Source organism: Phytoactinopolyspora mesophila (genome assembly GCF_010122465.1).
In the GTDB taxonomy this organism is placed as follows: Bacteria; Actinomycetota; Actinomycetes; order Jiangellales; family Jiangellaceae; genus Phytoactinopolyspora; species Phytoactinopolyspora mesophila.
Window position 1 is genome coordinate 19,292 of sequence record NZ_WLZY01000006.1, and the last position, 22,278, is coordinate 41,569.

At 67.3% G+C, this 22,278-nt stretch carries 27 protein-coding genes; 9 read left to right on the top strand and 18 right to left on the bottom strand.

What is annotated here, in order from left to right; all coding sequences use genetic code 11:
- The first annotated feature begins 77 nt into the window (after positions 1-77).
- Entirely contained in the window at positions 78-1,169 is a 1,092-nt protein-coding gene (locus tag F7O44_RS17215; RefSeq protein ID WP_162451526.1) for a PP2C family protein-serine/threonine phosphatase, read from the top strand.
- Positions 1,170-1,194: 25 nt separating this feature from the next.
- Here F7O44_RS17215 and F7O44_RS17220 read toward each other — a convergent pair whose 3' ends face one another.
- From F7O44_RS17220 to F7O44_RS17250, 7 genes are all read right to left on the bottom strand, one after another.
- Positions 1,195-1,947 carry an SDR family NAD(P)-dependent oxidoreductase gene (locus F7O44_RS17220; RefSeq protein WP_162451527.1) on the bottom strand — a complete coding sequence of 251 codons (753 nt, stop codon included), beginning with the start codon at positions 1,945-1,947 and terminating at the stop codon, positions 1,195-1,197.
- A gap of 63 nt (positions 1,948-2,010) precedes the next feature.
- Positions 2,011-2,850 (bottom strand): alpha/beta hydrolase, encoded by an 840-nt coding sequence (locus F7O44_RS17225; RefSeq protein WP_174255951.1) that lies wholly within the window; start codon positions 2,848-2,850, stop codon positions 2,011-2,013.
- 236 nt (positions 2,851-3,086) lie between these two features.
- Positions 3,087-4,265, bottom strand: coding sequence for a cation:proton antiporter domain-containing protein (locus F7O44_RS17230; protein ID WP_162451528.1), 1,179 nt, complete (start codon positions 4,263-4,265; stop codon positions 3,087-3,089).
- A 12-nt stretch (positions 4,266-4,277) separates the two neighbouring features.
- Positions 4,278-4,772 (bottom strand): cation:proton antiporter regulatory subunit, encoded by a 495-nt coding sequence (locus F7O44_RS31955; protein WP_162451529.1) that lies wholly within the window; start codon positions 4,770-4,772, stop codon positions 4,278-4,280.
- 59 nt (positions 4,773-4,831) lie between these two features.
- Complete coding sequence (locus tag F7O44_RS17240) at positions 4,832-5,224, bottom strand: VOC family protein (RefSeq protein WP_162451530.1); 393 nt, start codon at positions 5,222-5,224, stop codon at positions 4,832-4,834.
- The gene (locus F7O44_RS17245) at positions 5,221-5,580 is read right to left on the bottom strand and encodes an ArsR/SmtB family transcription factor (RefSeq protein WP_174255952.1); all 360 of its coding nucleotides are present in this window, start codon (positions 5,578-5,580) and stop codon (positions 5,221-5,223) included. Before F7O44_RS17245 ends, F7O44_RS17240 begins: the two co-directional genes overlap by 4 nt.
- A complete protein-coding gene (locus tag F7O44_RS17250) occupies positions 5,577-6,023 on the bottom strand; it encodes an SRPBCC family protein (protein ID WP_162451531.1) in 447 nt (148 codons plus the stop codon). Before F7O44_RS17250 ends, F7O44_RS17245 begins: the two co-directional genes overlap by 4 nt.
- Before the next feature lie 229 nt (positions 6,024-6,252).
- Here F7O44_RS17250 and F7O44_RS17255 point away from each other — a divergent pair, with 229 nt between their 5' ends.
- On the top strand, positions 6,253-6,726 hold the full coding sequence (locus F7O44_RS17255; RefSeq protein ID WP_162451532.1) for an NUDIX domain-containing protein: 474 nt from the start codon (positions 6,253-6,255) through the stop codon (positions 6,724-6,726).
- Positions 6,727-6,815: 89 nt separating this feature from the next.
- On the opposite strand, the gene F7O44_RS17260 is transcribed toward F7O44_RS17255, so the two are convergent.
- Both F7O44_RS17260 and F7O44_RS17265 read right to left on the bottom strand, forming a co-directional pair.
- A complete protein-coding gene (locus tag F7O44_RS17260) occupies positions 6,816-7,001 on the bottom strand; it encodes a hypothetical protein (RefSeq protein WP_162451533.1) in 186 nt (61 codons plus the stop codon).
- A gap of 245 nt (positions 7,002-7,246) precedes the next feature.
- Complete coding sequence (locus F7O44_RS17265) at positions 7,247-8,227, bottom strand: hypothetical protein (protein ID WP_162451534.1); 981 nt, start codon at positions 8,225-8,227, stop codon at positions 7,247-7,249.
- Between the two features lie 203 nt (positions 8,228-8,430).
- Between F7O44_RS17265 and F7O44_RS17270 the strand changes: the two genes are divergently transcribed.
- The 4 genes from F7O44_RS17270 to F7O44_RS17285 are packed head-to-tail and all read left to right on the top strand — an operon-like array spanning position 8,431 to position 11,147.
- Positions 8,431-9,087 (top strand): TetR/AcrR family transcriptional regulator, encoded by a 657-nt coding sequence (locus tag F7O44_RS17270; protein ID WP_162451535.1) that lies wholly within the window; start codon positions 8,431-8,433, stop codon positions 9,085-9,087.
- Positions 9,062-9,724, top strand: a complete 663-nt coding sequence (locus F7O44_RS17275) for a pyridoxal 5'-phosphate synthase (protein ID WP_162451536.1) — start codon at positions 9,062-9,064, stop codon at positions 9,722-9,724. The genes F7O44_RS17270 and F7O44_RS17275 overlap by 26 nt, the downstream gene beginning before the upstream one ends.
- Positions 9,721-10,449 carry a maleylpyruvate isomerase family mycothiol-dependent enzyme gene (locus tag F7O44_RS17280; RefSeq protein WP_162451537.1) on the top strand — a complete coding sequence of 243 codons (729 nt, stop codon included), beginning with the start codon at positions 9,721-9,723 and terminating at the stop codon, positions 10,447-10,449. Before F7O44_RS17275 ends, F7O44_RS17280 begins: the two co-directional genes overlap by 4 nt.
- Before the next feature lie 59 nt (positions 10,450-10,508).
- On the top strand, positions 10,509-11,147 hold the full coding sequence (locus tag F7O44_RS17285) for a LysE family translocator (RefSeq protein ID WP_162451538.1): 639 nt from the start codon (positions 10,509-10,511) through the stop codon (positions 11,145-11,147).
- A 59-nt stretch (positions 11,148-11,206) separates the two neighbouring features.
- Here F7O44_RS17285 and F7O44_RS17290 read toward each other — a convergent pair whose 3' ends face one another.
- Positions 11,207-11,641: a hypothetical protein gene (locus F7O44_RS17290; RefSeq protein WP_162451539.1), complete on the bottom strand. Its 435-nt coding sequence runs from the start codon at positions 11,639-11,641 to the stop codon at positions 11,207-11,209.
- Positions 11,642-11,846: 205 nt separating this feature from the next.
- On the opposite strand from F7O44_RS17290, the gene F7O44_RS17295 reads away from it, so the two are divergent.
- Positions 11,847-12,215, top strand: a complete 369-nt coding sequence (locus F7O44_RS17295) for a hypothetical protein (protein ID WP_162451540.1) — start codon at positions 11,847-11,849, stop codon at positions 12,213-12,215.
- Positions 12,216-12,230: 15 nt separating this feature from the next.
- Here the strand turns inward: F7O44_RS17295 and F7O44_RS17300 are convergent, their stop codons facing one another.
- From F7O44_RS17300 to F7O44_RS17310, 3 genes are all read right to left on the bottom strand, one after another.
- Positions 12,231-12,881 (bottom strand): LysE family translocator, encoded by a 651-nt coding sequence (locus F7O44_RS17300; RefSeq protein WP_162451541.1) that lies wholly within the window; start codon positions 12,879-12,881, stop codon positions 12,231-12,233.
- Between the two features lie 73 nt (positions 12,882-12,954).
- Positions 12,955-13,800, bottom strand: a complete 846-nt coding sequence (locus F7O44_RS17305) for an NAD-dependent epimerase/dehydratase family protein (protein WP_222851449.1) — start codon at positions 13,798-13,800, stop codon at positions 12,955-12,957.
- A 13-nt stretch (positions 13,801-13,813) separates the two neighbouring features.
- Entirely contained in the window at positions 13,814-14,614 is an 801-nt protein-coding gene (locus tag F7O44_RS17310; protein ID WP_162451543.1) for an IclR family transcriptional regulator, read from the bottom strand.
- Positions 14,615-14,771: 157 nt separating this feature from the next.
- On the opposite strand from F7O44_RS17310, the gene F7O44_RS17315 reads away from it, so the two are divergent.
- Both F7O44_RS17315 and F7O44_RS17320 read left to right on the top strand, forming a co-directional pair.
- Positions 14,772-15,683 (top strand): 5-dehydro-4-deoxyglucarate dehydratase, encoded by a 912-nt coding sequence (locus tag F7O44_RS17315; protein ID WP_162451544.1) that lies wholly within the window; start codon positions 14,772-14,774, stop codon positions 15,681-15,683.
- Positions 15,680-16,945, top strand: a complete 1,266-nt coding sequence (locus F7O44_RS17320) for a glucarate dehydratase family protein (protein ID WP_162451545.1) — start codon at positions 15,680-15,682, stop codon at positions 16,943-16,945. Before F7O44_RS17315 ends, F7O44_RS17320 begins: the two co-directional genes overlap by 4 nt.
- A gap of 67 nt (positions 16,946-17,012) precedes the next feature.
- Here F7O44_RS17320 and F7O44_RS17325 read toward each other — a convergent pair whose 3' ends face one another.
- From F7O44_RS17325 to F7O44_RS17345, 5 genes are all read right to left on the bottom strand, one after another.
- Positions 17,013-17,786 carry an SDR family NAD(P)-dependent oxidoreductase gene (locus tag F7O44_RS17325; protein WP_162451546.1) on the bottom strand — a complete coding sequence of 258 codons (774 nt, stop codon included), beginning with the start codon at positions 17,784-17,786 and terminating at the stop codon, positions 17,013-17,015.
- Positions 17,783-18,679: an SMP-30/gluconolactonase/LRE family protein gene (locus tag F7O44_RS17330; protein ID WP_162451547.1), complete on the bottom strand. Its 897-nt coding sequence runs from the start codon at positions 18,677-18,679 to the stop codon at positions 17,783-17,785. Before F7O44_RS17330 ends, F7O44_RS17325 begins: the two co-directional genes overlap by 4 nt.
- A gap of 110 nt (positions 18,680-18,789) precedes the next feature.
- Positions 18,790-20,058, bottom strand: coding sequence for an aminotransferase class III-fold pyridoxal phosphate-dependent enzyme (locus tag F7O44_RS17335; RefSeq protein ID WP_162451548.1), 1,269 nt, complete (start codon positions 20,056-20,058; stop codon positions 18,790-18,792).
- 207 nt (positions 20,059-20,265) lie between these two features.
- Entirely contained in the window at positions 20,266-21,747 is a 1,482-nt protein-coding gene (locus F7O44_RS17340; RefSeq protein WP_162451549.1) for a M81 family metallopeptidase, read from the bottom strand.
- A complete protein-coding gene (locus F7O44_RS17345; protein WP_162451550.1) occupies positions 21,747-22,211 on the bottom strand; it encodes a RidA family protein in 465 nt (154 codons plus the stop codon). The genes F7O44_RS17340 and F7O44_RS17345 overlap by 1 nt, the downstream gene beginning before the upstream one ends.
- Positions 22,212-22,278: the final 67 nt, after the last annotated feature.

Here is a 22,278-nt window from a genome sequence, read left to right on the forward strand (position 1 = left end):
CGGCGAATACCTGTCCAGATAGCCAAGTGGGTTCTGCACCTGTGGGAATGCCACTAGTGTCACGTACTGTGAATGTCATGCCGACCAACCGTTTCGGGTTCGTCGGTCCCGTGTTGCGGCGGCTTGGCCACGGCGTCAACTACTCATTGGCACATCAGCCGGTACTCCTGGGCTGTTTGGTCACGCTGACCCTCGCGCTCGGACTCGCCACCGTGAATTGGGCGGATGCGCTTTCGGCGAGTGTTTTCGTCGTGCCGGTCCTGCTCGGAGGCATAGTGCTCTCACTTGCCTCGCTGCGCTGGCTCATCGTCGTGACAGCCGGCTGCTTGTTGGCCGCCGGCCTGGCCCGTGACTTCAGCGGGAGGTTTCTCGGGGCGGCCCTCGTCGTCCTGGTCACCGCCGTGGTCGCCCTTGGGTTGGCCCGGTCCCGCGCCCGGCTCGGCGTGACGGGCACCACGGGGGAATCGATGTTGGTGGATCTGCGAGACCGGCTGATCGCGCACGGAAAACTGCCGCCCGTGCCGCCGAACTGGGGGATCGAGATGGTCCACCGCTCGGCTGGTCGATCAGAGTTCTCCGGCGACTTTCTGGTGGCCGCGCGTTCGTCGGAGGGTTTGGTGCTCGAAGTCGCGCTGGTGGACGTGTCGGGTAAAGGGCACGCCGCCGGCACCCGCGCGTTGCTGCTCTCGGGAGCCTTCGGCGGATTGCTTGGTTCGCTGCCGCCGGCTGAGTTTCTGCCGGCGGCGAATGCATATCTGCTTCGGCAGAATTGGTCGGAGGGATTTGCCACTGCGGTGCACGCCGTCGTCGATCTGACATCCGGGAGGTTCGAGGTGCGCTCCGCCGGACATCCGCCGGCCATTCACTATCAGTCCGGCTCCGGCCGATGGGCCACGCTGGATGCCACGGGCGGATTGCTCGGTGTCTTCGAGAAGGACGTGTACGAGCCCAGCTCGGGTCTGCTTCGGCCGGGTGACGCTCTCATGCTCTACACCGACGGCCTGGTGGAGGCGCCCCGGCGTGACCTGGCGGACGGTATCGACAAGTTGCAGGGCGAGGCGGAGCGGCTGGTGACCAAGGGGTTCCGCGACGGTGCGCGAAAACTCATCGACGCAGTCGCGTCATCAGATGCCGACGACCGCGCGCTGCTGCTCCTCTGGCGCGGCTGAACTGGACTCCGTCGCGGGGCCGCCGCTACGAAGTCCTGGGCAGCCGTAGCTCTTGCATGCCACCGTCCACTGCGAGGCTGGTGCCCGTCGTCGAACCCGCTCGCGGTGAAGCGAGATAACCGATCGCGTGGGCGACCTCGTCGGCGTGGACGAGCCGGCCGGTCGGCTGGCGGGCGTTGAGCGCCGCGCGCTCTGCCTCGGGGTCTGCCGCCTGGTTCAACAGCCTGCCGACCCACGGTGTGTCCACCGTGCCGGGATTGACGCAGTTGACCCTGATGCCCTCGTGGATGTGATCGGCTGCCATGGCGCGGGTGAGGGCGAGAACGGCTCCCTTGGTGGCCGAGTACAGGGCGCGCCGTGGCAGGCCCGCCGTGGCGGCGATGGAGCATACGTTGACGATGGCGGGATGCCGGGAGGCCCGCAGGTGTGGCAACGCGGCTGCGCCGACCCGCGCCATACCGGTGACGTTGACGTCGAAGAGGCGGGCCCACTCGGCGTCGTCGATGTCTTCGACGGTGCCGATCGCACCCATGCCAGCGTTGTTGACGACGATATCGATACCCCCGAGCGCCGCGACCGCCGCACCGATGGCGTCGTCGACGGAGGCGCGGCTGGCGACGTCGCAGCGGAAGCCGATCAGCGGGCCGGTGACGTCGTCGGGATCGAGATCGAGCACGGCGACCCGGGCGCCGAGTCCGGTCAAATGTTCCGCGGTGGCCAGGCCTATACCCGACGCGCCCCCGGTCACCACTGCTGCCAGGCCATCCAGATCGCCCATGAGCCCGCTCCTAGAGTCATCCGATGTTTAGCGGTCATGTTACCGGTCCGTTGGCTCGACGGTTCAGGGCGTAGTGGCCCGCTCAGCGAGGCCGACGACGGCGTCGACGATTTCCGGACCACCGAACATCACGCTGTCGTTGTGCCCGGCGCCCTCGATGTCTACTTCTTCAACGGGGCCGGCGGCGGCAGCCGCCACATCTTGGCTGAGCCCGGGCGGGACAATCGAGTCGCTGGTGCCGTAGACGACGGTGGTCGGGACGTCCACGGTGCTGACGTGCTCGGCGACCGGGTAGCGATCCCACAGCAGCAGTCCCACCGGCACGATGGGATAGTGCCGCTGCCCCACCTCGGCCAGATCGGTGAACGGGGAGCGTAGCAGCAGGCCCGCAGGTGGGTGCTCGGTGGCGAGCTCGCTGACCACCCCGGCTCCCAGGCTTTCGCCGAAGTAGAGCAGCTGATCCGGCGACACGCCCCGGTCGTCGACCAGATGGTTGTACGCGGCCCGGGCATCCAGCGCCAAACCGTCCTCGTTCGGGTCGCCGGGGTTGCCGCCGTAGCCTCGGTAGTCGAACAGCAGCGTCGCGAAACCGGCCTCTGAGAGGGCCTCGGCCAGAGGCGCGCGGCTAGCACGGTTGCCGCCGTTGCCGTTGGCCACGAGCACCGTGACGTTGCGTTCGTCAGCCTGCGGCGGGATGTACCAGGCGCCTAGTTCGAGGCCGTCGGTCGTGGTCAGGGTGACATCTTCGGCATCCTGGATCACGTCGGCCGCGGGCGGGACCGCTGAGTTGTCGGGCAGGTAGATGAGCCGGCGCTGCGTCAGCCACAGAATGGCGAGCAGGGCGACGACGATGACGACGACGATCACCACGCCTTTGAGGATCGACCCACCACTGACAGCCATGTCCCCAGTTTCCCTCACCGGATTTCGTTGGGCACCGTTGTGACGGGGTACATGCGCCGCGAGCTGATGAGCCACGGCGCCTGACCGCCGATCTTGTAGCCCGCGTGGCGCCAGGCGTCCCCCGAAACCCTCCATGATCATCAGTATGCTGTGGTCACTGTGGGGTGATCGTCAGTGCGTTGTGGTTGCGGGGTGACGACCACAGCGTACTGATGATCACCGCGGCGGGGCCGGCGCTAGGGTGTCGGGCGGGCGTGGCGACGCACGGCCGCCTTGAATCGGGGCGAGTCGGTGAGGCGCATCAGCACAGGCCCGACTACCACCGTGATGAGCACGTATGCCGTCGCCAGCGGAGCGAGCCGTGGTTCTATGCCAGCGCTCACGGCGAGGCTTGCGATGACGATCGAGAACTCGCCTCGCGGCGTCAGCGCGAGCCCGGCTCGCCACCGGCCCGGAACGCCGATCCCGGCCCTCCGCGCGGCGATGTAGCCGGTAGCGATCTTGGTTCCAGTCGTCACCACGACGAGGGCCAACGCGGGCAGCAGCACCGGAGCGATGTCACGTGGGTCGGTGGCCAGCCCGAAGAAGACGAAGAACGCCGCGGCGAAGACGTCGCGCAACGGCGTCAGTACCTGAGTGGCCTGGTGTGCGACCTGACCGGAGACAGCGATGCCGACGAGGAACGCCCCCACCGCGGCGGAGACGTTCACCTTCTCGGCAACACCCGCGACCAGCATCGTCAGGCCGAGCACTCCCAGCAGGAGAGACTCGGCGTCTTTGGCGGAGAACAGCCGGGAGATCAGCTGACCGTGGCGCAGCGCGACGTAGAGGATGGTGAGCACGGCGGCGACGGCGATGGCCAGCGTCGTGGCTCCTTCAACCAGCGTGGCGCCTATCGCCACTGCGGTGAGCAACGGCAAGTAGAAGGCCATCGCGAGGTCTTCGATGACAAGCACCGAGATGATCACCGGCGTCTCGCGGTTACCCAGTCGCCCCAGATCGCCCAGCATCTTCGCGATCACGCCCGACGACGAAATCCACGTCACGCCACCCAGCGCGACGGCCGCCACCGGTCCCCAGCCGAGCAGGAGCGCGAAGGCGGCCCCGGGCACAGCGTTGAACAGCGCGTCCGTGACACCGGATCGAGCGGATTTTCGGAGGCTGGTGACGAGCTCGCTGGGTGAGTATTCGAGGCCGAGCATGACCAGGAGGAGGATGACGCCGATTTCGGCGCCCACTTCGAAGAACTCCTCACTTGCGGAAAGCGGCAACAGCCCGCCGTGGCCGAACGCGAGGCCGGCAAGCAGATAGAGCGGGATCGGCGACAGTCCGGCGCGGCGGGCGCCCCGGGCCAGGAAACTCAGGCCGAGCAGCAGCGTTCCGACCTCGATCAGGAGCATCGTGGTCTCATGCACGGTGCACCCGGGTCAGGCCGGACCGTCGGTGAGAAGCTGGGCGAGCTGATCAAGTCCGTCTCTGGTGCCGACGGCGACGACGATGTCACCGGCTTCGAAGACGAACTCGGGCCCCGGGGAGGCCGTGACGTTCTGCTGGCGCAGGACGGCGACGATGGATGTGCCGGTGTGCCGGCGCGCCGCAGTGTCTCTGAGCGGGCGTCCGGCGAAGGGGGACCCGGCTGGGATGGGGAACTGCTCGGTGAGCACGCCTTCGGCCTGCAGCCTGAGGTCGGCGAGCTGGCTGAATATCACGGATGCGCCCAGGATCTCCGCGATGGCACCGGCTTCGTCGTTGTCGAGCGGCACTGACGCCTTGCAGGAGTCGGGGTCTTCGGGATCGAAGAACAGGAGGTCGCGCCGGCCGTCGTGATGGGTGATGACGCCGACGCGTCGACCTGCTGCTGTGATGATCTCGTGCCGGACCCCGATGCCCGGCAGGTCCGTCTTCTCGACGCGTACGCCCACAAGCCCAAGCTATCAGCAGACGCGCTGTACACGGGGCCGTTCGGGCGGGCTGCGGGAGCTTACGAGGCCGGTGCCGCGGAACTCGATGCCAGATGGTGCACCACGCCGGCCGGGTTCTTGATCCAATGGGTGCCGGAATCGCCGACGAAGGGCTCGATCTCGTCACAGGTGGTGATCCCCGCTTTGTCCAGCCGTGCCGTCGCGGCGTCGACGTCATCGGTGTGGACTTCGAGCCACAGGTCTGTCTGGCTGTAGGTCTCGACGCGATCCAGCCACAGCGTGATCGGCCCGAACTGGACCTTGTAGGTCTCGGAGACGGTCGGCGTGCTGGACGCGTCTTCCTTGACCACCGGGAGGCCGAGCGTGTCGCGGTAGAACGCGAGCGTGGCGGCGTAGTCGGAGTGGGGGATCTTCATGGCGATGTTGGCGCTGCCGGAGAACGTGGGTGTCATGCTTCCTCATCTGGATTGTCGTGAAGGCCTGATTCGGCCAGGTTGGCCAGCCGGTCGAGACGTCGGTCCCATTGGCGGGCCAGCGTGTTCAGCCATTGGGATGCTTCCTTGAGTGTTTGTGTCTGCGGCTCGTAGCGCACCTCGCGTCCGCTTCGGCGGGGGCGTACGAGCCGTGCCTCGCTGAGCACCTCTAGGTGTTTGCCTACGGCCTGCCTGCTGATGGGCAGGCCGCGGGCCAGCTCGCTGGCGCTGGTACCGCCGTTGCGGATGAGTGTCTGGAACAGCTCGCGCCGGGTGTCGTCGGCCATCGCGAAGAACACGACCGACTCTGGCGAGTGCTGCCGGGTGATGGTCATGGCGCCACCACCCCGTCGAGTTCGTCGAGCAGTGCGACCAGGTCGCCGAGTTCGATGCGCCAGCCCTCGATGTGGTCGTCGAGCGCCACTCGGTGACGCGCTTGTGGGAAGGACGCGAACCCGGACTCGGTCACATGCACACGGGTGCCCTCGCCGGCATCGGTCAGGGTGAACTCCACCAAGGTGGACGGGCTGTCTTCCAGTGCGACATCGGGGTCTTCGGCCCAGCGGAAGCTGAACAGGTGCGGGCGTTCCACCTTCTCGATCCGGGCGGAGAACCAGCCGTGTTCATCCCAGCCGAACCGGGCCGGGGCACCTTCGCGGAGGTCGAACTCGGCATGCTGGCCGAACCACCGCCCGACGTAGGTGGGCTCGGTGAGTACCGCCCAGACTCGCTCGATAGGCGCCCGGACCACCACCTCGCGTTCGATGCTGTCTTGCATCCGTCAGTCTCCTTCGTAAGTTCTAAGTGCAATCACATGGTTGCACGTCCGGTGCTTTAGTGCAACTCATGGGTTGCGCATTTGCATTCTCGGTGCCGCCAAGCTCGGGCTTGTCGCTAGCAGGCAGGGGATTCCACGCCGTGCTGCCTCGTGGGCGGGGAGGGGCAGCTCATGCGCATGCCGGGCGGGCGTCGCCAGCGAGCGCTGGCGCGGCGATAGGGTTCGGGGGGTGACAGAACGCTTCTTGGTCGTGCCTGCGGCCTACATCGTGTTCCTCCGGGGCGGAGCCGCCGGCGATGAGGTGTTGCTGCAGCTGCGCCAGAACACCGGGTACATGGATGGCCATTGGGCCATGGCCGCGGCCGGGCATGTGGAAGCGAAGGAGACGGTGTTCGAGGCGGCGTGCCGCGAAGCGGGTGAGGAACTGGCGCTGGCCGTGGACCTCTCGCAGCTGAAGCCCTTGTGTGTCATGCACCGGACCGGCGGTACGGGCCTGCCGGTCGACGAACGGGTGGACTTCTTCTTCGAATGCCGCGAATGGTCGGGGACGCCCAGGCTCGTGGAGCCGGAGAAGGCCGCGGACCTGCGATGGTTCACCCTCGGCGAGTTGCCGGTGCCGATGGTTCCGCACGAAAGCCTCGTGCTCGATCACATCCGTGCTGGTGCGGTGCCGCCGGTGCTGACGTTCGGATTCGGCCGCTGAAAGGTCCTGTCTCGATGTGCCGGCATCGCGGTTGCTGTTGCCACCGCGATGTCGGCACTTCGGCACCTGAGTGCGGGTCGATCAAGCGGCTAGCGGTTGCCCCGGCGGCCCTTGAGCTTGGGCTGCGCCTTGACCTGACTGTCTCTCAGCGGACCACCTCTGCGGTCGAGGGATGGCTGTTCGGCGCCGGCCTTGCCCTTACCTTTGGCGCGGCGGGCGGCGCGGTTCGACGGTGCGCTCGTGGAATCGCTGGAATGCTGGTTCGGCGAAGACATGGTTGGGGACCTCCTGAGGTGCTTGTGAGCACTGGCCAGACCGCTACGTCTGCCAAAGAGCCACGGCGATGGGCCGATGCTCGGTGGACATGCAGGGCGGCGAAGACGCGAACCGGTCCGCATGGACGGCGTCGCGATCAGGAGAAATCACATGCTGGCGACAGTACACGACCGTTGTCAGCCGTGTACAGCAGTTTTCCGCGGCGGCGCATCGGGCGATGCGCCGCCGCTCGAGCTCCGGTGTGTCAACAATCGCCGCGCTGGGCCGTCAGATCGCATATTCCGGGGCCCGTATTCCAGGTCAGGCCACCGCGGGCGTTGGTGCCGAACGGGCGTCTGGCTTCCACGTCGGTATTGGCGCCTGAATCCTGGGACAGCCAGTAGCGCAACTCGGTGGTGTTGCTGCCCTCCAGCTTGATCACGTAGAACGGTGCGGCGATGGGGGAGCGCCCGCCTCCCGGTGCGGCCCACCAGGCCGATCCCTGGGCTTTGGCCGGGTCGACGAAGGCGCAGTCATGGGCTGCGCCCCGGTACCAGCAACGGCGCATCTCGGTGCCGCCGCGCCGGTCCACACCGTCGACCGCGGTGACGCCACTCAGTGCGCGCTGGTATGTGTCTTCGCATGCTCCTTGGCGGCAGGCCACCCAGTCGGTCCACGCGTGTGATCGGGCTGCTGCCGGCGACGCTCCGCTGTTGATCCGGGTGCAATATTTGTTGACGATGAACGGCGCCATCCGGTTGGCCGCGTACCGCGAATCCATGGCCTCGGCGGCGGTGTAGTCCGTGCCGAGCCCAGCCGAGTCGAGTTGCCACATGCCGATACCCGGATGGAACCAGAGGCCGGGAGCACGGTTCTGCGGATCCCCCAGCGAGGACTGGGTGTCGTATCTCGAGAGTGTCATCGGCGACGGAGCCGCTCCGGACGGTGCGACTTCCGGCCAGGTCATGGCGATCACCAAGGCGGTGGCGGCATTGTGTGAGATGGAGCATGAGGCCTGGTCGGCGGCTTGTGCGGCAGCGTCGCGGACGTAGCCCAGCGGTACGGCGCCGAAGCGTAAATCTTGGTTCTGGGGCACCCATGCGTTGGCCAGCTTCAGCTCTTCCACCGACGCGGTGTCGTCCGGAGTGGCGTCGCCGGCCGTCGCATGTGTGGCCACGCCCGAAGCCGCCAGGCACGTCAAAGCGGCAGACACGATGATTCGGGAAACCCTGGTGCTGGCGGTCACATCAGACTCCTTTACTGCCGGCAGCTCGATGACGGAACAACCACGTGACAGTGTCCTTGACAAATGCCCGACGCGTCTTGCAAACAGCGGATTCGGTCACGAAACAGTCAATTGCGAAACATGTGCGAGGGGGTGGGGGCTTATCTCATCTCTCACGACGACAGTGCGGACATACCTGGAGGTAGGTATGGTACGGTCGCGGGATGAATCAGCAGATCCCTGGAGACTCGGCCCGCCCGGCCGGCCAGCCAGGTGGAGCGGGCAGCCGTGACCGACTGATCGCGGCGGCGCAGGAGCTCTTCTGGAGCCAGGGTGTCGCCGTGACCAGCCCGCGCCAGGTGATGGCGGCCAGTGGTGTCGGGCAGGGCAGTTTCTACCACCACTTCCCTTCCAAAGAAGACTTGACCTCCGCCGCGATCGCCGCCACCGCGGCGGAGGCGCTGTCCCAGGTCCGGAATTCGCTGGGTGAGGCCGAAACCCCGGTTGAGCAGTTGCGCGGCTACCTGTCGCGGCCTCGGGCGGCGTTGCGGGGATGCCGTGTAGGGCGGCTTGTGTACGAACAGCACGTGGTCGACCATCAGGTGCTCAGGAAACCTGTCGAAGAATACTTTTCCGCGCTGATCGACATGATCCAAGCGGTGTTCGCCGACCTCCCTGACACGTCGTCCGCGGAGGCTCGTCGCCGGGCGTACGCAGCCGTGGCGACCGTACAAGGCGGCTATGTGCTGAGCCGGGCGCTCGGTGATCCAGAAGCCTTGACCCGTGCCGTGGAGGGGCTCCTCGACATGCTCGAGACATCCGCGGCTGTCCCCGATGCTCGTGAGAGGAATTCAGGTGCCGAGTCAGACCAACACACGTGACTTGCTGCGTGGATTGCCGGTCTTCCCTGCCGCCATGCCGGAGTTCGACCCGGACAGCGCGCCGGAAGACCCCGTGACCTTGTTCGGTGTGTGGCTCGAATCCGCGATCCACGCCGGTGTCCCGGCCCCGCACGCGGTCACGCTCTCGACCGTCGACGGTCACGGCCGGGCCGCGGCACGGGTGCTGATCGTGAAAGACGCCGACAGTTCGGGGTGGTCGTTCGCCACGCACGCCGACAGCCCGAAGGCCCGGCACATCGCCGCGAACGCCAGCGTCGCGCTGACCTTCTTCTGGGTGCAGCAGGGGCGCCAGATCCGGCTTCGGGGCACCGCGACCCCGATGGATGCCGCCACCAATGCTCGCGACTTCCGTGCCCGCCCGGCGGACTCACGCGCGGCCACCCTGGTCGGACGGCAGAGCGAGACGCTGGGCGACGAGTCCGAGTACCGCAGCGCACTGGCACGAGCGACCGAGCAAGTGGCGGCCGACCCTGAGATCGTCTCGCCGTCGTGGACGGTCTACCGGGTTCAGCCGGCGTCGGTCGAGTTCTGGCAAGGTTCACATGACCGTGCCCACATCCGGCTGCTTTACGACAAGCCAGCCGGAACCTGGCGGAAGCGGAGACTGTGGCCGTGACCCCGGACGTTGAGGTGGTGCTGGAAGAATGCGCATCGGCCGGCGGGGTGTTGCGTGACGTGCTGGCCGCTGTGGACGATGAGTTCGTCAATGCCCCATCGGCGTTGCCGGGATGGTCGCGCGGTCACGTCTTGGCCCACATCGCCAATGTGGGCGACGCCGCGGCCCGGCAAGTGGAGTACGCTGCCCGGGCTGAGCTGGTCGAGTTCTATGACGGTGGACGCGAAGGTCGCAACGCTGCCATCGAGGCGGGTGCGGTCCTACCTGCTTCCGAACACCAGGAACGTCTCGCGCGAGTGTTCGACCGGCTGGAACAGACGTGGCCGCCGCCCGGCTCAGCCTTGTGGGATCAGCGGGTCAGCTACCGCGAGGGAACAGTGTTCGGGGTGGCTCTGGCTTGGTGGAGGGAGACACGAATCCACCTGGTCGACCTCGACGCCGGGATCGGAGCCGACACCTGGAGCGAGACCTTCTGCCGCCACCTGTTCGAGTTCCTGGCACCCCGACTGCCTTCGGGGACGACGGTCGAGTTGCGGCCGAATGGTCACGAGCCGTGGCGAGCACCGGATGCGCCGTCGACGCCTCCGTATGTGTCCGTCCATGGGGACATACACGACATCGCCATGTGGCTCGCCGGTCGTGTGCCAGCGTGCATGCCGGTGGCCTTCGTCGATGGCCAGCGGCGTGTCTTGCCGGCGCTTGACCCATGGCCCTCGGCGCGGTGACGCGAGGGCAGCGCCGAGCGCGGGCCTGAAGCCGCTGCGTATCGTCTAGAGTGAGCCGGATGGTGGCGCCTGATCTCGTCCTCGCGTTCACCGCCGCATCCTTTGTGCTGATCGTGGTTCCCGGGCCGATGGTCCTGTTCGTGATCAGCCGGGCCCTGGCGTACGGCCGGCGGGCGGCGGTGACCACTGTGCTCGGCGGTACCGCGGGCACGTTCGTGCTGGCTGCGGCGGTAGCGGTGGGCGTCGGCGCGATTGTTCAGACGTCGATCGTGGTGTTCACCGTCATGAAGCTGCTCGGTGCGGCGTATCTGGTCAACCTCGGATTTCAGGCCATTCGGCACCGTCGGGCACTCCGGGAGGCCTTCGAGGCAGGTGGGCGCGAGATCGGTGGACGGCGGACCTGGTGGGAGGGGTTCGTGGTGGGTTTGACCAACCCGAAGACAGTGATCTTCTTCGCCGCCATCCTGCCCCAGTTCGTCGATCCGGCTCGCGGGCACGCGAGCGTGCAGATGCTGCTTCTCAGCGCGATTTTCTGCGTGGTCGCGCTGACGCTGGACACGATGTGGGGGTTGGCCGCGGGGACGGTCCGCGGCTGGTTCGCCCGTTCTCCGAGAAGGCTTGACCTGGTCGGTGGCGCCGCGGGGCTCACCATGGTCGGCCTCGGCGTCGGTCTGGCGGCCACCGGACGCAAAGAGTGAGCACTGTGCTGTATCGCTGATACACGTCAAGGACGTGGCGCGGGCGGCCAGCCGCCTGATCACTCGCCCCTTACCCGGAAGACCCGGCGCAGCGGTCGCTCCTTGTAGCCGCCGTCTTTCAGGCCGGCGCGGCGTTCGAACACGTTCCGGGATGCGGGATCGCCGGTCAGCAACCATGAGTAGGCCGCCGCCAGGCCGTATAGGGGCAGCATGGCCGGGCCTAGGCACCAGGCGTACTGCGTGGCGTGGCGCTCTTCGTGAAGCAGCAACCGCGGGCGACGCGCCAGCTTCGCCTCGTCGAGGCGCACGAGGATCACGTTGCCAACGGTGAAGGCGGGGGCCGGAGGCAGCGGGAAGCGGTAGTGCCTGGCCAGGAACAAACCGTGTTCACCGCGTTCGATCTGTGCTCTGCCGATAACGCTGACCAGCAACCCGAGTGGCGTGGACAAGTTGACCCAGTTGACGACCTCGCGAACACGGTGGCGCTTCTGCACGTCGTCATTGTGCCCGTGCTGACCTCCGCGGCGATATGTCCGCGAGGGATCGGCGTCGCCCTGGCTGCCGCTCAACCCGGGGTTTGCTCGGGCGGCACACCGGTAATGATGTTGGTGTGAAGCGGACTAGCAGGCTGCTGGCGCGCGGCCGGCACCTCCCGGTGCTCGTCGCCACCGTTGCTGCCCGAATATGGAGGGCTGAGTCATGATCGTCCTCGCGGTACTTCTCCTTGCCGCTGTGATCGCGCTGATTGCCACCGTGGTGGTGGAGGGCGGCGGCACGGTGACCATCGAGGCCCTCGGCTTCAGCGTGGAGTCCACTGTCTGGGCTGTCTTCGTCGGCGGGCTTGCGGCCGGGCTGCTCCTGGTGGCGGGCCTGGCTGTGCTCGCCGTCGGGCTCCGCCAGGTACAGGAACGCAGACGGGAGATCGAGTATCTTCGCAAGAAGGTCGCCGAGCACGAGAAGAACGAACGCGACGACGAGCCGCCGGAGACGGTGTCGGCGCAGTCGGTGCCGGAAACCGGCGGTTGGGCGCGTGATCATGGGCTGGGCAGACCTCGCCCCGCACGTTGACCGGTTCTGGGGCCGTTAGCGGCTCGCCATGGCGACTCTGAGCCCGAGCGCGACGAAGACGGTGCCCGTGACCGCCTCGAGCCTGCGGCGTACGGCCGGGCTGGTGAACCACCCGCGGGCTCGCCCGACGACGCTGGCGAGTCCGAGGTATATACCGATCTCAATGGCGACCTGAAGCAGCGCCAACGCCGCGGTGGTGGCGAACAGTGGCTGATCAGCCGGTACGAACTGTGGGTAGAAGGCGACCATGAAGGCCGCGGCCTTGGGATTCGCGAGCATCACGACGAGGCCCTCGCCGAACGCCTTCCACCAGGCGAGGCACTGACTCTGCCCAGCGCCGGCCGGGATGTCCTCCCGGGGCACGGCACCGCGGCTTTTCCACACCGAACGCCACGCCTTGACTCCGAGGTAGAGCAGGAACGCCGCGCCGAGCACCCGGAGCACCACAAAGGCCGCCTCTGACGCGGCGACCAGCGCGGCCAGCCCCCCGGCTGCCAGCAGCGCCCAGATATACAGGCCTGTTTGCAGGCCCAGAACGGTGGGCACGGCCCGGGTGAAGCCGCCTTCCGCGGCGCGCCGCACCACGAGCACCATCGCTGGTCCCGGCGACGCTGAAATCAATATCACGGCGAGAACGAAGACCGGGAGCGTAGCCACGAGTTCCATGTCCGGAATCCTGATGAACGAAAGGCCTCAGGGCAACCTGTTATTCGCGCCCGCTCGTGCCGAACGCACTACCTCACCGGCGAGTCTTGCGCAGAGGCACACCCAGCGGAATGTCGCACCACGGACCACCGGCACGGTTCAGTGTCGGATCGGAGACGAAGTCCGGCTCGCCGTGCTCGGCGACGATCGCGTCCAGGTAATCCTCGGCGTCGTCGACCGGGAGATATCCGATGGCGGCGCCCTCGTCGAGTGAGCCCCATCCGCGGGTGTTCCGGCTCACGCCCCAAACGATCCGGAAGCCCGGCTGCTGGTTGGCAAGACACGCTTCCAAGAGCCGGGTGGCGTCGCCGACGGAAAGCCACCAGGAAAGGTCGCGATGGGTGAGCGGCACCGGGCGGAAGGTGCCGATACGCACGCAAGTGACGTCCAGGCCGAACCGGTCGGCGTAGAGCTGCCCGGCTGTCTCGAGGGCGGCCTTGCTCCATGCGTACAGCGTGTCCGGCCGGGCAGGTGTGCCGGCCGGCAAACGTTCCGACACGTCGGTGCGGTGGGTGAAGCCGACCACATGATGCGACGACGCCAACACCACTCGCTTTACACCGGCCAGCCGAGCGGCCTCCAATACGTTGTGGGTGCCGTGGATGTTCAGCTGAGTCACGGTGCCGAAATCGGACTCGGCCGATGCCCCGGCCAGGTGAATGACGGCGTCGGCTCCCGCGCAGACGTCGGCCATGGCGGCAGCGTCGGTGATTGAGGCGGACACGAATTCCTCGTCGACGGCACGGCTGCCGGCGTCGTCGGCCCGCACCAGGTCGACGAGTCTCAGCAGGCGGCCAGGACTCGCCAGCTTGGGACGCAGCTGGCGCCCCATACGTCCGGACGCTCCGGTGACAACGACGGTCTGGACGGCACCGGTCACCTGGCGATTCCTTTCATCGGATTCCCTCCCGGCGCAGACGGGCGGCGAGCGCCTGTGCACGCGAGACAAGCGTCTGGGAGATCTGGCTGACCTCGGCATCGCTGGCGAGGCCGGCGGGCATGGAGCAGCTGATCGCGTCGGTGGCGGGGATGCGGTACCCGACTGCGGTGGCTACGCAGGCGACGCCGATGGTTCCGTGCTGTCTTTCTACGGCCCATCCATTCGTGCGCACCGACTCGAGATGCCGATGCAACATGGCGCGATCGGTGATGGTGTTCGGAGTGTGGGCGATCAGCGGGTCGGGCAACACGGCGTCGACCTCCGGCTCAGTGAGCTCGGCCAGGAGCGCATGGCCCAGGGCGGTGATATGAGCCGGGAGCTGCCGCCCTACCCGGGAGACGGTTCGCGTGTGGTCGCGCGCCTCTCGACTGGCCAGGTAGAGCACGTTCGCTTCGACGCGCCGGGCGAAGTGGAAGGTATAGCCGAGCTCATCGCGTAGGTCTTCGAGAGTCGCGTGGACGTGCGGCAGGGCGGGGTCTTTGTCGAGGTACGACGTTCCGGCCAGCAACGCCCGCGGGCCGACCGTGAAAGCCGAGCCTGTCTCGTCGGCTTCCACCCAGCCGAGGTCGCGGAGAGTGCGGATGAGGGCGTGCAAGCTGGATCGGGGATAACCGGTGATCGCTTGCAACTCGGACATGGTGACGCGGTGGCGGGAGCCGGCCAGCGCTTCGAGGATCTTCACCGTCCGCCCGGCGGACTTGACTCCGCGGCCGTCCGGCGGGACGACGGCGGCATCGGCAGGTGCGTCAGCCATGAACAACTCCTTCTCCGGCTTGCGGCGCACGCCGGCTGTGGGCGATCGCGGCGCTGACACGAGCCGTTGACCAGCAGCGGTCCTCCCACCTACCTTATAAGTGCAAGCCTGCCATATATCAAGACTTTGTCCATATATGTGGACACGGAGGTTCTGAGTGCGTATCGACGGCCTGCTGTCGTTCCCCCTGACGCCTTTCACGGCCGACGACGCCGTCGATCTAGACGTGTTGGCGGACCATATCTCGCAGCAGGTCGACGCCGGTCCGTCGGCGCTGTTCGTGGCCTGCGGCACCGGCGAGTTCACCGCCCTCTCGCTGCCGGAGTACCGAGAGGTGGTCTCGACGGCCGTGGGTGTCAGCGCGGGCCGGGTGCCAGTATTCGCGGGTATCGGTGGCGGGCCGAAGCTGGCTCGCGAATTCGCCGTGGCGGCTGCGCAGGCCGGCGCCGACGGTGTGTTGCTGCTGCCGCCGTACCTGGTGGCGTGCACCCCGGGTGGCTTGCTCGAGCACATTCGCTACGTTGCCCGCTCTAGCACCGTGCCGGTCGTCGTCTACCAGCGGGCCAACGCCATCCTCGATGTTCCTGCCGCCGTCGCACTGCTGGATGTGCCGCAGGTGGTCGGAATCAAGGACGGTCACGGCGACGTGGACCTGATGACCCGGCTGGTCACGGCCATACGCACCAGTGGACATCCGCGGGGCCCGGACTTCGCGTTCTTCAACGGCCAGCCGACGGCTGAGCTGTCCGCCTACGCCTACCGTGCTATCGGCATCGCCGGCTATTCGTCGGCCGTCCTCGCGTTCGCGCCGGATATCTCGGTGGCCTTCTACCGGGCCTTCACCGAAGGCGACGACGACCTGGCGCACCGGCTGCTGGCCGACTTCTATGTGCCTTTAGAGCAGTTGCGGGACAAGGTGCGTGGTTATGCGGTGGCGCTGCCCAAGGCCGGAGCCAGGTTGGCTGGGCTCGACGTGGGTCGCGTGCGCCCACCGCTGGTGGAACCGGCGGATGAGGACGTGCGCGCTCTGGCGGCGATCATCGAACAGGGCCGGAAGGTCATCGGATGAGCGCGCTGGAGATCACCGGCGTCGACATCACTCCGGTCGCGTTCCCCGATCCGCCGCTGCTCAACGTCGCCGGGGTGCACCAGCCGTGGGCGCTGCGCAGCATTATCGAGATACGTACCGGTGACGGCTTGGTGGGGCTGGGGGAGAGCTACGGCGACGCGGGACACCTAGATCGGCTCCGCCAGGTGGCGGGCGAATTGCCGGGATTGGATGTCTTCGATCTCGCCCAGTTGCGCCGACGCGTCGCACGCGTCGTCGGTGGCGCAGCCGCGGCGGATCGGCATGGGCTGACCGGCGGGTCGAGCGAGCGCAAGACCGAACTGAGCGCCTTCTCTCCGTTCGAGGTGGCGATGCTGGACCTGCAAGGCCAGGCCATCGGCCGTCCGGTCAGCGATCTGCTTGGCGGCAGGGTTCGCGACACGGTGCCGTTCTCGGCCTACCTCTTCTACAAGTGGGCGGCTCACCCGGGCGCCGAGCCGGACGAGTGGGGCGAGGCGCTCGATCCTGAGGGGATCGTCGAGCAGGCGCGGCGGATGATCGAACTGTATGGATTCGGGTCGGTGAAGCTCAAAGGTGGTGTGTTCCCGCCGGAACGGGAGATCGCTGCCATCCGCGCGCTACGCGCGGCATTCCCGGCGCTTCCGCTGCGTATCGATCCGAACACGGCATGGACGGTCCAGACGTCGGTCAAGGTGGCGGAGGAGACAGATGGGCTCCTCGAGTATCTCGAGGACCCGACGCCCACCATCGCCGGGATGGCCGAGGTCGCGAAGCGGGCGCCGATGCCCCTGGCGACCAACATGTGCGTGGTGGAGTTCGCCCACCTGCCGTCGGCGATCGAACAGGGCGCCGTCGGCGTCGTCCTCGCCGATCACCACTACTGGGGCGGGCTCAAGATGTCCGCTCAGCTGGCTGCCATCTGTGAGACCTGGGGTCTCGGGCTGTCCATGCATTCGAACAGCCACCTCGGAATCAGCTTGGCGGCGATGACACATCTGGGTGCGGCCACGCCGCATCTGTCGTATGCCGCGGACACACATACGCCGTGGCAGAACGGCGTCGACGTCGTCGCGAACCCGCTGGTGTTCACCGGTGGCGCGGTGCCGGTGCCGACCACACCTGGCCTGGGTGTGTCACTGGACCGGGACGCGTTGGCTCGCCTGCACGAGAACTACGTGCGTTGTGGCATCCGGGAGCGCGACGACACCGGTTACATGCAGAGGTTCCAGCCCGGCTTCACCAGGAACGACGCGCGCTGGTAACCCCATGATCATGAACACTTGGTGACCATATTGGTTACCAAGTGTTCATGATCATGGGGAGAGGTGGTTAGTAGTGGACCCAGCCGCCGTCGACGTTCAGCACCTGGCCGGTGATGAACGAGCTCTCGTCGCTGGCGAGGAACACGAACGCACCCGTGAGATCGTCGGCGTATCCGCGGCGTTTGAGTGATTGCGCCGAGACGATACGCTCGAAGACCGCTTGTGGATCGGGGGCGACCTCGGCTTCGTGCTCGGTGCGGATCGCGCCCGGCATCACGGCGTTCACCCGGATCGAGTCGCCGCCCATCTCCCGTGCCAGCGCGCGGGTGAGTCCCACGATGCCGGCCTTGCTGGCGGTGTAATGCACGGCCCCGGGCTGACCGGTCTCGACCATGACGCTCGTGACGTTGATGACGCAGGCGTGCTCGCTGGCGCGCAGATCAGGGTAGGCCGCGCGGGTCAGGAGCCAGGATCCACGCAGATTGACCTGGTGAACGTGGTCCCATTCCTCGACCGTGAGCTCGTGCCACGGGGCGCGTGATGACGCCGCCGCGTTGTTGACGACGATGTCGATGCCGCCGAACTCCGATCGGGTGACGGCAGCCAAACGCTCCACCGCGTCCGGGTCGGCCAGGTCTGCTGCCAACGGGAGGACGTGAGCACCAGCGGCGGCGAGTTCGGCCGCCAGCTTTTCGGCCTGTTCGGTCGGTTCAGGGCGGGGTTCGTGTGCCACGGCCACGGCCGCGCCCTCAGCGGCGTAAGCGCGTGCGACGGCGGCGCCGATACCGCGTGAGGCGCCGGTCACGATGGCAACCCGGTCAGTCAGGCGTGCGGCTGTCATTTGAACGTCCCCGTCTCGACTGCGGCTTTGGCTTTGCCAAGTCCGGCGTGCCGGGTGCGGGCTTGGAACAGCCTGCCGGCCAGTGGTTCGCGGGCGCTTCGTGATTCGTCGTACCCTTCGCGTGCTGTGGTGATGAGAAGGTCGCGGCCGTCCGGTCCGCCGAACTCGACGCTGGTGCATTGCGGGGTGTCGAGGTCGATCACCACATCCAGCATGGCCATGGCGTCGTACCGGCGGATCTGGCCGGACGAGTACATGGCCACCCAGATCCCGCCGTCGGTGTCCATCGCGATACCGTCCGGCAGGCCGTCGTCCCGCGCGAAATCGAGGAATGGTTCGCGGTCGAGCACCCGGCCGGAGCGGCTGTCGACTTCGTGAGCCCAAATGGTGCGTTCTCCTGTGTCGACGTGGTAGAGCCGCTTCTCCCCGGGGCCCCACGCCATCCCGTTGGTCAGGGTAAAGCCGTCGGCCGCTTCGTGGACGACGCCGTCCGGCTCGATCCGCAGGAGGACGCCCGCCAGCGGGGCCCGATCGGGGGCGATGGCGCCAATCCACAGGCGTCCGTGAGAATCCGCCACGCCGTCGTTGACCAGCCAGCCGTCCTCGAGGGGAAGCTCACACCATGGCCCGAGCGGGCGCCATTCGCCGTCGGCTCCCTGCCGGAGGAGATACAGGTCCGTGCCCCGAGCCACGACAACGCCCCCGCTTCGCTCGGGATGAACCAGTGATGTGCGCTCACCTGTTTGCCATACCGCGACGGCCGGTCCACCCGGGCGGCGGCACCACACCCCGTCGGTGGCGTCGACCCACCACCATGTGTCGCCGTCCCAGCGTGGGCTCTCACCGAGGACGGTGCGCGGGCCATCGCGCTCAGCGACTAGCTCGGCATGCACGCCATGCACATCCTTCGAATAGACGGTAGCCGTGTCATCAGATGTAATGAGCGATTCATTAATCAAATGTAACGTGTCTTTCATGGAGTGAGCCGGCCAGTTGTCCGGTGCTAGCGCTCGGCGTGGCTCGCGAGGGCGGCGTCGATGCGCTCAGTGGCAGCCCGGAGTTCGTCGTCCCCATGCGCGGCCGACACGTACCAGACGCCCCGTGGCGCAACCCAGACGCCGTGGTTGGCCAGTGTCTTCGCGAACTCGGCGTAACCCGCCAGGTCGAGCTTCGCCAGGCCGGTGTGGTCGTGGATGACCTCGGAGTCGCCGAACGAGACATGGAAAGCTGCCGGCAGCCCCTGGATGCGGAGCGGGACCCCGTGCCGGGCGGCAAGCTTCTCGATGCTCTCCATCAGCTTGGATCCGTGTGCTTCGACACCGGCATACGGCGGATGCTCGCGGAGCAAGCTCAATGACGCGATGACGGCGGCGCAGGCGGGGATCGACGAATTGAACGTTCCCGCGTGGGTGACCGCGCCTGCGAGCATGTCCATCAGACTGGCCTTGCCGGCCAGCGCGGCCACCGGCCAGCCGCCGGCCATGGCTTTGCCGTAGACCGCGAGATCCGGCGTGACGCCGAAGCGCTCTGCCGCTCCGCCGAGGGCAAGGCGGAAGCCGGTGATGACTTCGTCGAAGATCAGCACGACGCCGCGCTGGTCGCACAGCCGGCGGACGTTCTCGAGATATCCGGGAACCGGAGGTATCACGCCGGTGTTGCACATGACCGGCTCCACGATCACGGCCGCGATGTCGTCATGCTCGGTGAGCACTGTGTCGAGCGCGGCGGCGTCGTTGAACGGAACGACGTAGCTGTCCTGAAGGTGATGTGGCAGCTGACCCGCGCTGGCCGGTTCGGATTGGCCGTCGACGGTGGTGCTCAGCACGTTGTCCAGCCAGCCGTGGTAGGCGCCGCCGCAGCGGACGAACTTGGTGCGCCCGGTGGCGGCCCGGGCCAGGCGGAGCGCCGCCTGGTCTGTCTCGGTGCCGGTCACGCCGAAACGCACCTTGTCAGCCCAGCCGAGGCTGTCGAGCAGCAACTCGCCCGCCTGATTCTCCAGCACGTGCTGTGCGCCGAACACGGAGCCGCGCCGCATTTCGCGGGCGACGGCCTCGGTAACCGACGGCGGGGCGTGCCCAAGGAAGTTGGGGCCCTGGCCGAGCAGGTAATCGACGTAGTCATGGCCGTCGGTGTCGTACAGCCAGGCGCCGCTGCCGCGCTCGAAGAAGACCGGAGGGCTGGCCAGCCGTACGTTGGAGTGCACCCCGCCTGGTGTGAGGCTGCAAGCGCGTTCGAAGAGCTCAGCGGATCGGGCGCGCGTCAACGTCGACACCAGACACCTAACCTTCCCAGTCGTGACGAGAACTCAGGGAGTCCCATCTAATAAAATCTCATTGCTGTCTATTGAAACCACACCCTACGACACGACGCGGCCCTTGGCAAAGAAGTTTCACTGACTGAAACCCCAGCGCCTCTGGATGCGATGACCGTTGGCGGATTCTGGTTGGGCTCACCCACGGGTGGGGCGTGGGAGAGGGGGTTACCAGGTAGCGTCTGGTTCGAAGGGGAACATGGGGCGCCGCCGGTGGCGGTAGGTGAAGGAGGACAGGTCGGCGCTGGTCGAGCCGGGCGAGGCCACCCAGATGAGAGCGGTGGCGATCGGCTCGAAAGCCGCGCGCGGAGAATGTACACCCTTGGCCGCGATGATCTTCGCCTCGGTCGGCTCGATTCCGACATTGCGGAACTGCACCTGGCTTCGAGTGCCTTCTGGCCGGGAATGGATGGCGAGCTCGAACCCGTCATCGGTGCGGACGCCCGCCGACGCCCCCAGGTCGAAGAACCGGCTGCCACCATGTGTGGGGGTCGGGTCCTCGAACTTGCCATCGGTGACGGCGATGACTTCGCCGGTGATGGGGAACGGGGCGCCGTGCCGGTTGTCGACCTTGCCACCCACGGCCAGATCGACGCGCCCGCCGACGCCGGCAGCCGCACACGCCTGTACGGCCTCTGGGTCGTAGAGCGATTCGATCAGGCCGCCGACGGCGAGTCTTCGCGCCGCGTGCAGCACGTGGGTGGAGTCTCCCGGGCTCCCGCCGCCGACGTTGTCGCCCATATCGAGGATGACGACGGGGCCGTCGGGGGCCGCCGCGGCTTCCAGCAGCGCGTCGTCGATGCTGTGCGCGTCACCGACGAACGACTCTCGCATATCCCATGCGGCATGGGCGAGAGCCTGCGCGACATCGGCGGCCAGCCCGGGGTCGTCCTCGGCGATCGCGAGAAACGACATACCCATCTCGGGCACATCCGCGTACGGGAATCCCTCGACCACGCTGACGGACAGGATGCCTGGACGTCGTTCCTGCTCACGCGCCAGCCGCAGCAGCCCTGCCATCGGCTCGTCGGCGGTACCCTGCCGCAGAATGTTGATCACCAGTGGCGGATCGGCCAGCGCCAGCACCGGTCTGATCTCACCGCGGATCTGCCGCCCGATCAGCCGCGCGCAAGCCAGGCCTTGTTCGCGGGCGTCGACATGTGGATTGGTCTGGAACACGGTGATGACGTCGGCGGCCCGCACCATCCGATCCGAGATGTTCGCATGCATGTCGAGCGTGACCCCGACCGGAACTCCGGGTCCCACCACATCACGGACCCGACTGATGAACTCACCGTCGGCGTCGAGGTGATGTTCGGCGACAGCGGCGCCGTGCTGGGGCAGCAGGACGCCGTCCCAGGGGCCGTGTTCGCGCAGCGCGCCGAGCATCCGGCGGGTCAGGTGCTCGAACGCCTCCTCGGTGCTGATGCCGGTGGGGGTCAGCCAGCTGAAGACCAGCGGCACGATCTCGACGCCGGGTTCTTCGGCCTCGTAGGCGAAGAACCCGGCCAGGATCGACTCGGAGGTGGCGTAACGGTCCCGGATCGCGGCACCTTCGAAGATGCCGCATCGCTGCCAGACGTCGAGGCTGGCCTGAACCGGGGCGAACGAGTTGGCCTCATGGCCGAAACCCACCGCCGCCAGGCGCATCAGGCGGACACTTTCGCGACGAGCTCGATCTCGACGGGAACGCCGAGCGGGAGGCTCGCCACACCGACCGCGGAGCGCGCATGCCGGCCCTGCTCGCCGAGCACGTCGATCAGCAGGTTGCTCGCGCCGTTCGCGACCGCCGGCTGGGTGGTCAGCCCCGAGACGGCGTTGACGAACACCGTCAGCTTCAGGATGCGTTCGACCGGTTCCAGCGAGCCGAAGGTCTCGATCAGCCGGTACAGGCCGTTGGCCGCGGCCTTGCGTGCTTCCTCGGCGGCCTGCTCGACGGTGACATCGTCACCCACCTGCCCCAGCAGGGGAGCCTCCTCGCCGACGAAGGCCACCTGGCCGGAGACGTAGGCCACGCCGTCCTGCACGACGACCGCCTCGATGGGCGCACCCGGCGGCAGCTTCGCGGGGGCGTGGGGCATGGCAGCGGTCAGTCGCGCGTCAGGAGTGTTCATGTGTACCTCTCAACTCGGTTGTGGAACTAGATGGAACTGGGACAAACTCCGGGTTCGGCTGATGAGC